At 60.3% G+C, this 15222-nt stretch carries 7 protein-coding genes and 1 pseudogene; 6 read left to right on the top strand and 2 right to left on the bottom strand.

Annotation, left to right across the window (positions count from 1 at the left end):
• Positions 1-161 precede the first annotated feature (161 nt).
• The 6 genes and pseudogenes from fadD2 (at position 162) to hrpA (ending at position 11717) form a co-directional block, all read left to right on the top strand.
• Positions 162-1850 (top strand): long-chain-fatty-acid--CoA ligase FadD2, encoded by a 1689-nt coding sequence (gene fadD2, locus RT21_RS09270; RefSeq protein ID WP_046162516.1) that lies wholly within the window; start codon positions 162-164, stop codon positions 1848-1850.
• A 212-nt stretch (positions 1851-2062) separates the two neighbouring features.
• Complete coding sequence (gene fadD1 / locus RT21_RS09265; RefSeq protein WP_046162515.1) at positions 2063-3751, top strand: long-chain-fatty-acid--CoA ligase FadD1; 1689 nt, start codon at positions 2063-2065, stop codon at positions 3749-3751.
• A gap of 137 nt (positions 3752-3888) precedes the next feature.
• Positions 3889-4755 (top strand): annotated as a pseudogene (locus tag RT21_RS24415) (cache domain-containing protein); the annotation flags it as partial.
• Between the two features lie 102 nt (positions 4756-4857).
• Positions 4858-5613 (top strand): methyl-accepting chemotaxis protein, encoded by a 756-nt coding sequence (locus RT21_RS24410; protein WP_371263606.1) that lies wholly within the window; start codon positions 4858-4860, stop codon positions 5611-5613.
• A gap of 279 nt (positions 5614-5892) precedes the next feature.
• Positions 5893-7497: a M28 family metallopeptidase gene (locus RT21_RS09255; RefSeq protein WP_046162513.1), complete on the top strand. Its 1605-nt coding sequence runs from the start codon at positions 5893-5895 to the stop codon at positions 7495-7497.
• 116 nt (positions 7498-7613) lie between these two features.
• On the top strand, positions 7614-11717 hold the full coding sequence (gene hrpA / locus RT21_RS09250) for an ATP-dependent RNA helicase HrpA (RefSeq protein WP_046162512.1): 4104 nt from the start codon (positions 7614-7616) through the stop codon (positions 11715-11717).
• Between the two features lie 172 nt (positions 11718-11889).
• Here hrpA and RT21_RS09245 read toward each other — a convergent pair whose 3' ends face one another.
• Both RT21_RS09245 and RT21_RS09240 read right to left on the bottom strand, forming a co-directional pair.
• Positions 11890-14007: a TonB-dependent receptor gene (locus tag RT21_RS09245; RefSeq protein ID WP_046162511.1), complete on the bottom strand. Its 2118-nt coding sequence runs from the start codon at positions 14005-14007 to the stop codon at positions 11890-11892.
• 130 nt (positions 14008-14137) lie between these two features.
• Entirely contained in the window at positions 14138-15148 is a 1011-nt protein-coding gene (locus tag RT21_RS09240; RefSeq protein WP_046162510.1) for a ribonuclease Z, read from the bottom strand.
• Positions 15149-15222: the final 74 nt, after the last annotated feature.

Genomic DNA, 15222 nt, shown 5'->3' with positions numbered 1-15222 from the left:
CGGCGGGGTTGTCCTGTTCCAGGGCAGGGTTAGCGCAGTGGCTGGAGATTCACATCACTGATTACACCCGCCTCGCTATTGCGCGGCACAGCGGAGCTGTTAAGTTCGCCACAGCCCGCCGCGAGTGGGCCAGACACTCTCAGGTATAGAGGCCAATAACAATGCAACCTGACTTCTGGAATGACAAACGCCCCGCTGGTGTGCCCAACGACGTGGACCTGGGCGGCTTTCGCTCGGTGGTGGAGGTATTCGAGCGCTCCTGCAAGACTCACGCAGACCGTCCCGCTTTCAGCAATATGGGTGTGACGCTGACCTATGCGGACCTGGAACGTTACTCGGCGGCTTTCGCGGCCTGGCTACAAAATCACACCGACCTGCAGCCCGGTGACCGCATCGCAGTGCAGATGCCCAACCTGCTGCAATACCCCATCGCTGTGTTCGGTGCGTTGCGCGCCGGGCTTATCGTGGTCAATACCAACCCGCTGTATACCGCGCGGGAGATGCGCCACCAGTTCAAGGATTCCGGTGCGCGGGCACTGGTGTACCTGAATACCTTCGGGAAGCTCGTGCAGGAGGTTGTACCCGACACCAGTATCGAGGTCCTCATCGAGGCGCGTATCGGCGACATGCTGCCTTCGCTCAAGGGGCTGCTCGTCAACGCTGCAGTCAAGCATGTTAAGAAGATGGTGCCGGCTTACAGCCTGCCGCAGTCCGTGTCGTTCAAGCACGTGCTGCGTGATGGCGGGCGGCATGGCCTCAAGCCGGTTGCGCTGACGCTGGACGATATTGCAGTCCTGCAATACACCGGCGGCACGACTGGCGTGGCCAAAGGCGCCATGCTGACCCATGGCAACCTGGTGGCGAATATGCAGCAGGTTCACGCCAACATGCAGCAGCTGGACGAGCAAGGGCATACGATCATCAAGGAAGGGCAGGAAATCATGATCGCGCCGCTGCCGCTGTACCACATCTACGCCTTCACAGTTAACTGCATGTGCATGATGGTGACCGGCAACCATAACGTGTTGATCACCAATCCTCGCGACATTGATGGTTTCGTCAAAGAGCTGCAGAAGTGGGAGTTCACGGCCTTCCTCGGGCTGAATACCTTGTTCGTCGCGCTCATGTCGCATCCTGAATTCAAGAAAATCAACTTCGCCTCGCTCAAGGGCACCAACTCAGGCGGCACGGCGCTCGTTTCTGCGGTAGCCGAGCGCTGGAAGGGCATGACCGGCGTCACTGTGACCGAAGGCTATGGCTTGACCGAAACTTCACCTGTGGTCTGCGCGAATCCTCATGGTGAACATTCACGTCTGGGAACCGTCGGCCTGCCGGTGCCGGGCACGACGTTGAAAGTGATCGACGATGACGGCAGCGAGCTCCCCCTCGGCGAGCGCGGTGAGCTCTGCGTCAAAGGTCCGCAGGTTATGAGGGGCTACTGGCAACGCCCAGACGCGACTGCCGAGGTGCTGGATGCTGAGGGGTGGCTTAAAACTGGTGATGTCGCGGTGATTGATGCTGATGGCTTCGTCCGCATCGTTGATCGCAAGAAGGACCTGATTATTGTGTCCGGCTTCAACGTCTACCCCAACGAGATCGAGGACGTGGTCATGGCGCACCCGAAGGTGGCTGCCTGCGCAGCGATCGGCGTGCCCGACGAGAAGTCCGGTGAAGCCGTGAAGTTGTTCGCTGTGCGCAGCGACGCCAGCCTGACCGTCGATGAGCTGAAGGCGTATTGCAGGGAAAACTTCACGGGCTACAAGGTGCCCCGACACGTGGTCTTCCGAGATTCTCTTCCGATGACACCTGTGGGCAAGATTCTTCGCCGGGAATTGCGCGATCAGACTTGAACCGAGCGACGCCTGATGACGCTCTAGAAGTGACCGGCTAATCCAGCTCGGTCACTTTGTGTCCTTTCCGAGCTGGCCGGACACTGTTCGGCCAGTTTCAAAACTGCTAACCTCCAGTCCACTTTTTGGCGGGAACTTCCGTACAAAAATTAACAAAACACAACAAAACAGCTGCTATATGCAGTAAAGCTGTCGCTTAGGAGTGGGGTTTCATGACCGATAACTTCTGGAAGGATAAGTATCCTGTCGGGGTCAAGAGCGAGATCAATCCCGATGAGTACCAGAACATTCAGGCTGTGCTCAAACAGTCCTGTGAGCAATTCGCAGACAAGCCGGCCTTCAGCAACCTCGGCAAGACCCTGACCTACGGTGAGCTGTACAAACTGTCCGGTGAGTTCGCAGCCTATCTCCAGCAGAACACCGATCTGCAGCCCGGCGATCGCATCGCGGTCCAGCTTCCCAACGTTCTCCAGTACCCCATTGTCGTGTTCGGCGCCATGCGCGCTGGTCTTATCGTGGTTAATACCAACCCGCTCTACACGGCGCGGGAGATGGAGCACCAGTTCAATGATTCCGGCGCCAAGGGATTAGTCTGCCTGGCCAACATGGCCCATCTAGCAGAAGAGGTGCTGCCGAAAACCGGCATCCGCCACGTGGTGGTGACCGAAGTTGGCGACATGCTGCCGACCGTCAAACGTATGCTGGTCAATGCTGTGGTCAAGCATGTGAAGAAGATGGTGCCGGCTTACAACCTGCCCAAGGCGGTCAAGTTCACCGATGCCATGGCGCTGGGTCGCGGCAAGGCGCCGCGCGAAGCCAATCCGGCCAGTGATGACGTGGCGGTTCTGCAATACACCGGTGGTACTACAGGCGTAGCCAAGGGAGCGATGCTGAGCCACCGCAACATCGTCGCCAACATGCTGCAGTGCCGCGCGTTGATGGGCTCCGAGCTGGGTAATGGTTGCGAAACCATGGTTGCGCCGTTGCCGCTGTATCACATCTATGCCTTCACCTTTCACTGCATGACCATGATGCTGATCGGCGCGCATAACGTGCTGATCACCAACCCGCGCGATCTGCCGACCTTCGTCAAGGATCTGGGCAAGTACCGCTTCACAGGTTTTGTCGGGCTCAACACCCTGTTCGTGGCGCTGTGCAACAACGAAGACTTCCGCAAGCTGGATTTCTCTTCACTGAAAGCCACGTTCTCCGGTGGTATGGCCCTTCAGTTGGCCGCTGCCGAGCGCTGGCAGCAAGTCACAGGGTGTGAGATCTGCGAGGGCTTCGGCATGACCGAGACCAGCCCAGTGGTTTCGGTCAATCCGTTCGGCGGCATCCAGATCGGCACCATCGGCATCCCGATGCCGTCGACCTTGTGCAAAGTGATCGACGATGAGGGTAACGACCTGCCGATGGGCGCAATCGGCGAACTCTGCGTCAAGGGTCCTCAGGTGATGAAGGGATACTGGCAGCGCCAGGATGCCACTGATGAAATCCTGGATGCTGACGGTTGGTTGAAGACAGGTGACATCGGCATCATCCAGGACGACGGCTACATGCGCATCGTCGACCGTAAGAAAGACATGATTCTGGTCTCCGGATTCAACGTCTATCCCAACGAACTGGAAGACGTGCTCGCGACCCTACCCGGTGTGCTGCAGTGTGCTGCTATCGGTGTACCGGACGAACGAGCAGGCGAGGCGATCAAGCTGTTTGTGGTGGTCAAGCCGGGCGAAAGTCTGACCAAGGAGCAGGTCATGCAGCACATGCATGACAACGTTACCGGCTACAAGCGACCCAAAACCGTCGAATTCCGCGACAGCTTGCCGACCACCAACGTGGGCAAGATCCTGCGCCGCGAATTGCGTGACGAAGAGCTGAAGAAGCTCGGAAAGAAATAACCGTAGTGGTACACAAAAGCCCCGCCTTGGCGGGGCTTTTGCGTTTCTGTCCGGCTGCTTTTAGTCCCTGCTGAAGGGCTTCAACTCCTTTACATGCGACCTTTGGCTGCTGTCTGGCGCGCCTGTTACTTGTCACAATGCCGGTATTAATCCATGTAAATAGTGGGGTCAAGTCGATGATTTCCAACCTTCGATTACGAGTGAAGTTGCTGCTGCTGGGGTTGGTGCCGACGCTCATGTTGGCCGTGGTGCTGAGTAGCATCGCAGTCTATGAACTGAACGACCTAGCAAGGCAGCAGGAGAGCAACGCTCGGGAAAGCCTTACGCGGGATCGCCGCGCCGAGCTCAAGCATTACGTGGAAGTGGCGCGCAATGCAGTTGGTGCGCTCTACGACCGTTCTGCCGACGGTGACATGGCCGCGAGAGCCGAGGCAGTCAGGCTTCTCGAAGCACTCTCATATGGCACCGATGGTTATTTCTGGGGCTACGACGACCAGGCGGTGAGAGTTTTTCAGGGCGACACACGTGAAAAGATCGGCGAGAGCTTTTCTGGATACCAGGACCCCAATGGTGTCTATGCGATTCGCGAGCTGGTTAAGGCTGGTCAGGACGGCACACATTTCGTCGACTACAGCTTTGAAATGCCGGATAGCAAGGCAGTGGTGCCAAAGATCGGCTATGCCGAATACCTTCCTAAGTGGAAGCTTGCGTTCGGCACCTCGTTAAACCTTGATGGGGTCGAGCGGGACGTGCAGGCGGCGCGCATGGCGTTTCAACAACGCATCGATCGTATGACGACCATCATGCTCGGCTCAGCTGCCGTACTGCTGGTGTTGATCGCGGGGCTGGCGCTGTTCCTGAGCAATGCCATCCTGAGACCGCTGCTGTTGGTCAAGCGCAATCTAGATGACATGGCCGCCGGAGACGGCGATCTGACCCATCGGTTGCCGGTCACGAGCCGTGATGAGCTTGGCGAGCTGGCCGGATCTTTCAATCGTTTCGTTGAGAAGATCCACATCCTGGTACAACAGGTTGCAGGTACTACTACCGAACTGACCGGTCTGGTCGGTGCGGTTGCCAGCCAGGCGCAGCGTTCTGAGCAAGCCATGGCTGATCAGCGGCATGAGACCGATCAGGTGGCTACAGCGATCAACGAGATGTCGGCTGCCGCACACGAAGTGGCGATGAGCGCGCAGCGGGCGGCGGAAGCGGCGCAAGAGACCGACCAGCAAGGCCTGGCGGCCAAGCAGGTGGTTGACCGCAGCATCGAGCAGATTCATGAGTTGGTGGGTGAACTGCGGGACAGTGGCTCTTCGCTCGAAGGGCTCCAGCGGGACGTGCAGGGCATTGTCGGTGTGCTGGATGTAATTCGTGCGATTGCCGAGCAGACCAACTTGCTAGCCCTGAACGCGGCGATCGAAGCGGCCCGCGCCGGGGAAGCTGGCCGAGGCTTCGCCGTGGTCGCAGACGAGGTGCGGGCCCTTGCCAGTCGTACCCAACAGAGCACTGGCGAGATCCAGAACATGATCGACCGGCTGCAGAGCGCCACCTCGCATACCGTAGGCACCATGCGGCGCGCTGGCGAGAAGGGCGAGGCCACACGTGAGCAGGCCAATCAGGCAGGCGAATCGCTGGATGCAATCGCTGCGCTGATCGGCACCATCAACTCGATGAACGCTCAGATCGCCAGCGCCGCAGAAGAACAAACCGCGGTAGCCGAGGAAATCAACCGCAGCGTTCACCACATCGCCGATGCGGTCGATGGTGTTGCCAACGATGCCGCCGAGGGCGCTAAGACCGCACGTGAACTCGATGGGTTGGGCGCACGCCTTCAAGGATTGGTCGGGCAGTTCCGCGTTTGACCTGTTGCACATTTGAACGCAGCGCGGGCAAGTCCCGCTGCGGTTCCATTGATCCTTATGCACGTCCCTTCCAAGCGCTGGCGTGGTCCGCGCGAAGTACATCGAGACAGGTTCCGGCGAGGCGACGGATGGTGCTGCCGTCCGGCTGGAGAGCGAGAACCGGAACGTAACCGTTCCGGTCTAGTCCCCTATGGCCGCGTCCGCTTAAAGCCGTAGGGGACGATGGCGCATGCCATTTTGCGGCCTGCCCATCAATCTCGTTGCAAGGATGAGTTACCCATGCAAAAGAAAAACAATGCACGTCGGGTAGTTGCTTCTTTCGCTTTACTAGCTTCCACCGCAGCCTTGGCTGCACCCACAGCAGAAATTCCTGCGTTTGACGATTACTGGAGTCCGGGCAAGCCCGACTCAAGGGTTTGTCGCACACCGCTGCTGGTCGGCACGCCGCTTGGTCTGCCGCGCTGTATGCAGGCCAGTAACATCATGACGCACCTGCAGAACCTGCAGGACATCGCCTCCCTGAACAACGGCAATCGCGCGTCTGGTCAGCCTGGTTATCAGGCGTCGGTCGACTACGTGCGGACCACACTCGAACGCGCCGGTTATCGCGTAAGGGTGCAGAGCTTTCCCTTCCTCGCGTTCTACCCGGAAGGGCCAGGCTCACTCGCTGCGGTAGCGCCCCAAACCGTGCAGTACACCTGGGAGGAAGACTTCACCTATGCCGATCAGACCGACCCCGGGACCGTGACCGCCCCGGTCGTTCCGGTCGACCTTGCCCTCGGCCTGGGCAACACCTCCACCAGCGGGTGCGAGCCGGAAGATTTTGCAGGCTTCCCTGCCGGCGCCATTGCCCTGATGCAGCGCGGCGCCTGTGCGTTTGGCCAGAAGGCAACCAATGCAGCAGCGGCCGGGGCAGCAGGAGCAATCATCTTCAATCAGGGAGATACCGAGGACCGTAAGGGGCTCTTGGTTGCCACCTTGGGTGAAGACTACGACGGCGGCATCCCGGTGCTGTTTTCCACTTATCAAAACGGCGTGACCTGGGCTGGGACCGAGGGGCTGCAGCTGAGCATGAACGTCGACGTGGTACGCGAGCGGACCGAAACCTACAACGTGCTGGCCGAGACCCGTCGGGGCAATCCTGACAATGTAATCATGGTCGGTGCGCACCTGGATTCGGTGTTCGAAGGGGCCGGCATCAATGACAACGGTTCCGGCAGTGCTGCGCTGCTTGAAATGGCAACGCTGATGAGCAGGGCTTACCCGCTTAACAAGGTGCGCTTCGCCTGGTGGGGCGCCGAGGAATCGGGGCTGGTCGGCTCGACCTACTACGTCAACCAATTGCCGGAGGAGGAAAAGCAGCAGATCAAGGCTTACCTGAACGTCGACATGATCGGTTCGCCGAATTACGCGAACTTCATCTATGACGGCGACGGCTCGGACTTCGGTCTGCAAGGCCCACCCGGTTCGGGGGCTATCGAGCGTCTGTTCCGCTCCTACTTCCAGCTGCGCAACGCGCCGTCCGAAGGCACTGAGATCGACTTCCGCTCCGACTATGCTCAGTTCTTCGATGACGGCATTGCGTTCGGTGGGCTGTTCACCGGTGCCGAAGACATCAAGAGCGTGGAGCAGGCCCAGCGCTATGGCGGTACCGCCGGGCTGGCATACGATCCGTGCTACCACTCCGAGTGTGACGACCTCAGCAATATCTCCACCGAGGCGTTGGAGTTGCACGGCGATGCGTTGGCCTTCACCACCAGCTGGTTGTCGCTGTCGACCAAGGTGATCGATGACGAGATAGCCGCAGCGGCTGAGCAGAGCATCGGCACGATGCGCATTCAGCAAGTGCAGGAGAAATCTCGCTGGGGCCACTGGATCCGTTAACCACCTGAAATCCGCGCCGGTCAGCCGGCGCGGTCTTTCAATCAGACCCTTTCCCTACGGCCAGCCGGCCAAATCTGCGACAATCGCGGCCTTCACGCTATCGCTTACGGCTGTCCATGACCGACGCAACGCCCGCCTTTGATCAACTCCTGAAAAACCTCGACCAGGCGATGTACGCCGATCGCCATCGCTTGCGGCGTCAGCTGCATGACCTGCGCAAGAAAGTTGGCGATGCACCGCTCGAAGACGAGCGCCTCGCCCAGTGGCTTGAACGTTTCCACGCCTCTGCCGCCAAGGCCGCTGCGCGGCGGCAGAGCGTGCCGACCATGCGCTACGACGACAGCCTGCCGATTGCCGCCAAGCGCGAGGAGATCAAGGCTGCGTTGGAAAAGCACCAGGTGTTGGTGATTGCTGGGGAAACGGGTTCTGGCAAGACCACCCAGTTGCCGAAGATCTGCCTGGAAATCGGACGTGGTGTACACGGGCTGATCGGTCATACCCAGCCGCGTCGACTGGCTGCACGCAGCGTCGCGACGCGGGTAGCCGAGGAAATCGGTACGCCACTGGGTGAGCTGGTGGGTTATCAGGTCCGCTTCGAGGACCAGAGCAAAGACAGCTCGCTGATCAAGCTGATGACCGACGGCATCCTGCTGGCCGAAACCCAGCACGACCGTTTCCTTGAGCGCTACGACACCATCATTGTCGACGAGGCCCACGAACGCAGCCTCAACATCGATTTCCTGCTCGGCTACCTCAAGACCTTGCTGCCACGGCGGCCGGATCTCAAGGTCATCATCACCTCGGCGACCATCGATCTGCAGCGCTTCAGCGAGCACTTTAATGGCGCGCCCATCGTCGAGGTGTCCGGCCGAACCTTCCCGGTCGAAACCTGGTATCGCCCGCTGGCTGCAGAGACTGACGAGGACGGCAACCGGGTCGAGGACGATCTTACTGTCGACCAAGGCATTCTGGCGTCGCTGGACGAAATCGAGGCGCATGAAAAAAGCGTCGGCCAGCGCCCCGGCGACGTGCTGGTATTCCTGCCGGGCGAGCGGGAGATTCGTGACGCCGCCGAGGTACTGCGCAAGGCGAACCTACGTTTCACCGAGGTACTACCTCTGTATGCGCGGCTGACGCCGGCCGACCAGCAGAAGATTTTCCGCCCCGCGGCCGGTCGCAAGATCGTGCTTGCAACCAACGTGGCTGAGACGTCATTGACCGTGCCCGGTATCCGCTACGTGATCGATTCGGGCACGGCGCGCATCAGCCGCTACAGCTATCGCGCAAAAGTGCAGCGTCTGCCCATCGAGGCTGTGTCCCAGGCCAGCGCCAACCAGCGCAAAGGCCGTTGTGGGCGGGTCGAGCCGGGCATCTGCATTCGCCTCTACAGCGAGGAGGATTTCCTCGGCCGGCCCGAATTCACCGATCCGGAGATCCTGCGCACCAACCTCGCGGCGGTCATCCTGCAGATGCTGCATCTGCGCCTTGGCCAGATCGAGGATTTCCCCTTCATCGAGCCGCCGGATGGCAGGGCGATCAGCGATGGCTTCAACCTGTTGCAGGAACTGTCAGCGGTCAATCGCGAAAACCAGCTGACACCGCTGGGCCGACAGCTGGCGCGTTTGCCCATCGACCCGCGCCTGGGCCGCATGCTGCTTGAAGCAGCGCAGCTGGGCAGCATGGCCGAGGTGCTGATCGTCGCCAGCGCGCTGTCGGTGCAGGACGTACGCGAGCGCCCGGCCGATCGCCAGCAACAGGCTGATCAGGCTCATGCGCAGTGGAAAGATCCGGATTCGGACTTCGCCGCGCTGATCAATATCTGGCGCGGCTTCGAGGAACAGCGTCAGGCGCTGGGTTCCAATCCGTTGCGCACCTGGTGCCGGAAGAATTTCCTCAACTATCTCCGCCTTCGTGAGTGGCGTGATGCGCATCGGCAACTGACGCTTATCGTGCGGGAGTTGAAGCTCAACGATAACGCGAACAACCGTAGGAGCCAGCTTGCTGGCGATCAGGCCATCGCTGATAAGGATCGCCAGCAATCGGGCTTCCACAAGGATGACGGCAAAGGCGCCTCTGCCGATCAGATAGCCCTGACCAAGGACAAGAAGGTTAACGTCAAGCTGGCCGAGCAAGCCGAAGCCAACGAGGCTGCGCAGAAGGCCAAAAGTTACGCGGCCGTCCATAAGGCGATCCTGTCCGGCCTGCTCAGCCAGGTCGGGCACAAGACCGAGGAGGGCGACTTTCTCGGCGCGCGGCAACGGCGCTTCTGGGTGCACCCGTCCAGCGTTATCGGGCGCAAGAAGCCCAACTGGATCATGGCGGCGGAACTGGTCGAAACCACCAAGCTATTCGCCCGCATGGTGGCGAAGATCGAGCCGGACTGGATCGAGCCGCTGGCCAAGCACCTGGTCAAGACCAACCACTTCGAGCCGCACTGGGAGAAGAAGCGCGGCCAGGTGGTGGCCTTCGAGCAGGTCACCCTGTACGGCATGATCGTGGTGGCGCGGCGCCCGGTGCATTTCGGGCCTATCGACCCGCCTGCCGCACGGGAGCTGTTCATTCGCGAAGGCCTGGTGCGCGGGGAGATGCACAGTCGCGCCAGGGCACTCACCGCCAACCGCGAGCTGCTGGAGCTGTTCGACGAGCTGGAAGCCAAGGCGCGGCGACGCGACATCATTGCCGATGAAGACACGCTGTTCGCCTACTACGACGCTCGCGTGCCGCAGGACATCTACCAGACCGCCAGTTTCGAAAGCTGGTACAAGCGCGAGAGTGTCAACGATCCGCAGCTGCTGATCATGCGCGACGAAGACGTGCTGGCGCGTGATGCCAGCGAAGTCACGGCGGCGATGTATCCGGATCATCTGCGCATCGGCGAGCTGCAACTGCCGCTGGAGTACCATTTCGAACCCAACCATCCGCGCGACGGCGTGACTCTGCGTGTTCCGGCGCCATTGCTGCCGCAGTTGCGCAGCGAACGGCTGGACTGGCTGGTGCCAGGGCTAATCGAGGCAAAGGCGGTGGCGCTGGTGCGCAACCTGCCGAAAGCAATCCGCAAGAACTTCGTGCCGGTGCCCGACTTCGTCAAGGCGGCACTCTCGAAAGTCAGCTTTGCGGAGGGCGCGCTGCCTGAGGCGCTGGGTCGCGAGCTGCTGCGCATGACCGGCGCACGGGTTCCGGACGAGGCCTGGAGCGAAGCCGCAGCGGGCCTGGAAAGTCATCTGAAAATGAACATCGAGGTTGTCGACGCACGCGGCAAGTTTCTCGGCGAAGGGCGTGATCTTGCCGAACTGACTGCGCGTTTCAACGAGGCGAGCCAGGCCGCACTGGCGCCCCCGCAGCAAAAGGCTGAACAGAAACCGGTGGAGGCCAAGGGCTTCGCCCAGGTGGCGGAAAAAGCCCAGGCGAAAATGGCGGGGCTGTCCATGACCGTCTACCCGGCACTGGTGGAAGAGGGCGGGGTGGTCAAAGAAGGCCGCTTCCCGACCCAGGCCGAAGCCGACTATCAGCACCGCCGCGCCCTGCAACGACTGCTGCTGCAGCAACTGGCCGAACCGGCCAAGTACTTGCGCAACAAGCTGCCGGGACTGACCGAGCTGGCGTTGCTGTACCGCGACATGGGCAAGATCGATGCGCTGGTCGAGGACATCCTTCTGGCCAGCCTCGACAGCTGCATCCTCGACGGCGAAGCGCAACTGCCACGCGATGGTGCTGCGCTTGCGTCATTGGCGGAACGCAAGCGTGGCGACTGGGCGTCCCATGCTGAACGTCTGGCCCGCCTGACGCTGGACATCCTCAAGATCTGGCATGGCCTGCAGAAGCGCTTCAAGGGCAAGATCGACTTGGCCCAGGCGGTTGCGCTCAACGACATCAAGGCGCAGCTGGGCAATCTGGTCTATTCCGGCTTCGTTCGCGAAACACCGGGCGAATGGCTCAAGGAATACCCGCGCTATCTCAAAGCCGTCGAACAGCGCTTTGAGAAGATCGGCGCGCAGCTGCAGCGTGATCGGGTGTGGTCCGGCGAATTGGCTGGCTACTGGGAGCAGTACCAGGCGCGGTTGAAAAAGCATCAGCAGGAAGGCAAGCGCGATCCGGAACTGGTGCTGTACCGCTGGATGCTGGAGGAGTATCGCGTGTCGCTCTGGGCCCAGCAGCTGGGCACGAAGATGGCGGTATCGGACAAGCGCTTGAACAAGCAGTGGAGCCAGGTGGAGGCTTGACCGTAGAGCGTTGCAGTCGCGGCTGTTCTTTAGGCCGTCATTGTTTTTCAGGCGCACCCTAAGCAGCCCGCAACATTGCAAGCCGGACCAGTGCTGACGGTGGCATAGGCCGCTAATAAAACGAGGCGCTTATCAACAAGCGCCTCGCTTGTTTCGGGTATCCGAAGGGCGTTTAGAATCGGTAGTTAGCGCTCAGCTCAAGGGTGCGCGGCGCGCCAGAGGTAATCAGGTCGACCGAACCATGGGCCGAGGCGTAGTACTCCTTATCGAAGACGTTGAACAGGCGCAGTGCCGCATCCCATTGCTCTTGCTGATAGAACAGCGCTGCATCGAATGTGGTGTAGCCGGGTAACTCGGTTTCGTTATCCAGCGAGGTGTACCGGCTGCCGACGTAGTTGGCGCCCATGCCAACACGCCAGTCGGGAGTGAGTGAGCGCACCGCCCACAGGTTGGCGCTGTGGCGCGGTGTGAGCGTCGGCACCTGGCCCTCGTTGGCAATACCGTTGGTCTTGCTGTTCGATTTGGTGATCTCCGCATCCAGGAAGGCATAGCCACCATAGAGCTGCCAGTTGTCCGAGACCTGACCCATGAAGGTGGTTTCGAACCCGTCAGTGCGTTGCTCACCCGCCAGTACCAGCTTGGCCGGGTTGACTGGGTCGGTGGTCTTGATCTGAGTACGCTCCAGGCGGAATACCGCTGCGGTCAACGTGAGCTGATCCTGCAACAGGTTCCATTTAGCGCCGATCTCGTAGTTGGTGGTTTCCTCAGGCTCCAGTTCCACGTTGGCTGCGCTGACCTGGAACATTTCGCCTGAGGGCTGATAGGACTGGCTGACCGAAAGGTAGTAGGACTGCCTGTCATCCGGCTGCCAGACCAGACCCGCCCGCGGGCTCAGCGTGTAATCGGTACGCTCCAGCTCGGTCTTGCCGTTGAGGTCGTCGCGGAAGGTCTGGTCGAACTCGTCGTAACGCACGCCTAACAACGCTTTCCAGTGTGGCGACAGCTCGATCAGATCCTGGATGTAGAGGCCTGTAGTTTCCTGCGTATTGAGACCGTCGCCGGTCTTCCGGTTGGCCTGAGACGGCACCGGTTGTAGCGCATCGCCATAAACAGGCACCCTCGCTACATCATCCTGGTTGAAAAACTGCTGGTCCTTTTCTTGACGTCCGAACTCAACGCCGTAAAGCAATTGATGATTCATTCCAGCGAGGACCGCGTTCTGTTTCAGCTCGGTCTGGTTGAACCATCCATCCTCTTTACGCTGCACATTGCCGCGCTTGAGCTTGACCAGCAGGGTACCGTCCGGGGCAGTGACGAAGCGGTTGGCGTCGGTGTGAGCCAGGGTGTTGTTGCGGTCCAGGTCGTAATGGTAATAGCGGCTGGTATTGCTCAGCGTGAAGGCATCATTGATGCGGTAATCGATACCGGCAGTCAGCGAGAAGACTTCGCTGCGGGTGTAGTCCTGATCCGCGTCGACCGAACCGAAGCGTTTATCGCGGTCCACATCGACCGGGCGGCCGTTGAGTGCCGGAATGCCGAAGTCGATCAGACGCTTGTCGTACAGATATGACGCGCCGATGTTGATCTCCAGATCGTCGGAGAGCTGGAAGTAGGCAGACGGCGCCAGGGCCTTGCGTTCCAGAAAACCGTTTTCGCGGAAGGTGTCGCTGTCTTCCAGCGCGCCGGTTACACGAAACGCCTTGTTTTTCTGCTCCTGATCGGCCCAGCCGGCATCGAACTGAGTGCGCCGTTTTCCTTCGCTGTCGAAGCTGACACCCACTTCCTGCTCTGGCGTGAATGTAGGTTTTTTGGTCACGCTGTTGATCAGGCCGCCAGACGAGCCACGACCATAAAGTACTGCCGCCGGCCCCTTGAGCACCTCCACGCGCTCGATGTTCGACATGTCCCTGTAGTAAAGCGCGTCATCACGAATGCCATCGATGTACTGGTCGCCAATGGCGCTGAAGCCACGGATGGTGACCTGGTCGCGTTGCCCGTCGCCGTTGCTCAGGCCGATGCCCGGTACGTTCTTCAGCGCATCCTCGAGGGAGTCGGCGCCTTGGTCCCTGAGCACGCTCTGGGGAACCACATTGACTGACTGCGGAATATCGCGCAGCGGAGCGTCAATTTTCAGGGCAGTCCTGCTCTCTTCGGGCTTATAGCTCGCTTCTTCGCGGGCACCGGTTACTGCGGTGGCAGGAAGCTCAAGCGGGGAAGCGGATTGTGCGTAAACAGCCGGAGCTGCAAGCACGCTGAGCAGCGGCAATAGACGGGTTACATTTGATGGCACGGTGTCATCTCCAGTGGAAGAGGAGGCGACGATAGCGGTGTGTAAACTAAATGTAAATGATAGAGATTATCGTTAGTGGTTGTCGGTTGGCTTTACGCTCTCCGTTATAGTTTCCCGCCTCGCCCCTATGCTACGAGCCGCCTGGCCGGCTCACGGCTGCTTCTCGCGCATCTTTGCTAAGCCGTTCCACCCGTTGCAGCTGACCTTGCTTGTCCAGCCTGATCCGCAACAGATCTTCGGCCAAAATCAAGTTCGCGCTGAAATGCTCTGCTGCCTCCACGCGGATGTCGTTTATTGATAAGCCTCTGTTCGGTGCGCCTTGATACCGCGCGCTGAAGTGTGTTAGCACCAGATACGGCAGCTGGACCGACGCTGCGAATGCGGCGACCTGCGCGGCTGTGCTGTGGCCAAAATCAGCTTTACCGGCTTCGGCGATGGCCTGGGTATAGGTCGCTTCGTGGACCAGCAGTTGCGCGCCTTGGCAGGCCTCGCGTAGAAGTTCGGGCTGGTCGTTATCGCCCGCTATAACGACACGACGCGGTGCACGACTGAACACTAGATAGTGCTCGCTACGCAGCGTGCGTCCCTCATGTTCGATGTCATGGCCGCGCATCAGAGCGCCCCAGAGTGGGCCGCGCGGCACGCCGTCGCGGTCGAGCTTGTCGACATCGAGGCTAGGATCGGGACGGCTTTCCGTGAAGCTGTAACCCCAGCTCGGGACCCGATGGGAAAGGGCGGTGGCCTCGACGCGCATCTGCGAGCTGCACCAGCCGTCGAACGACTCGGTGGCGTGAAACCTCAGTTCGTAGGGTAGCCAGCTCTGGCTCATGTCCAGCGTGGCACGTACCCAGTCTTCGATCGCCCGCGGAGCGATGATATCCAGCGGCTCCTGGCGCCGTGCCATGCCGGCGCTGGCGAGCAAACCCGGCAAGCCGTAGCAGTGATCGCCGTGCACGTGGGTGATGAAAATGGCTCGCAAGCCATGCAGCGTCAGCGGCGTATGCAGCAATTGATGCTGGGTAGCTTCGCCACAATCGATCAGATACCAGCCTTTGCCGCTGTCCTCCAGCAGCGCTACGCCGCTGACATTGCGGGCCTTAGTCGGCGTGCCGGAAGAAGTGCCAAGGAAGATCAAGTCCATGGTAATGCTCGTGCCTAGTCGTCGCATCAGTATGGCGGCCGAGTGCCGGCTGATAAACCTACACCCGACCGGGG

This window comes from Pseudomonas sp. 10B238 (assembly GCF_000970615.1).
Taxonomy (GTDB): domain Bacteria; phylum Pseudomonadota; class Gammaproteobacteria; order Pseudomonadales; family Pseudomonadaceae; genus Stutzerimonas.
This window is presented reverse-complemented; position numbering and strand designations above follow the sequence as displayed.

Excerpts from the sequence above, each read along its gene's own strand:
- fadD2 (WP_046162516.1), top strand. The coding sequence starts at position 162 with ATGCAACCTGACTTCTGGAATGACAAACGCCCCGCTGGTGTGCCCAAC.
- fadD1 (WP_046162515.1), top strand. The coding sequence starts at position 2,063 with ATGACCGATAACTTCTGGAAGGATAAGTATCCTGTCGGGGTCAAGAGC.
- RT21_RS24410 (WP_371263606.1), top strand. The coding sequence starts at position 4,858 with ATGGCTGATCAGCGGCATGAGACCGATCAGGTGGCTACAGCGATCAAC.
- RT21_RS09255 (WP_046162513.1), top strand. The coding sequence starts at position 5,893 with ATGCAAAAGAAAAACAATGCACGTCGGGTAGTTGCTTCTTTCGCTTTA.
- hrpA (WP_046162512.1), top strand. The coding sequence starts at position 7,614 with ATGACCGACGCAACGCCCGCCTTTGATCAACTCCTGAAAAACCTCGAC.
- RT21_RS09240 (WP_046162510.1), bottom strand. The coding sequence starts at position 15,148 with ATGGACTTGATCTTCCTTGGCACTTCTTCCGGCACGCCGACTAAGGCC.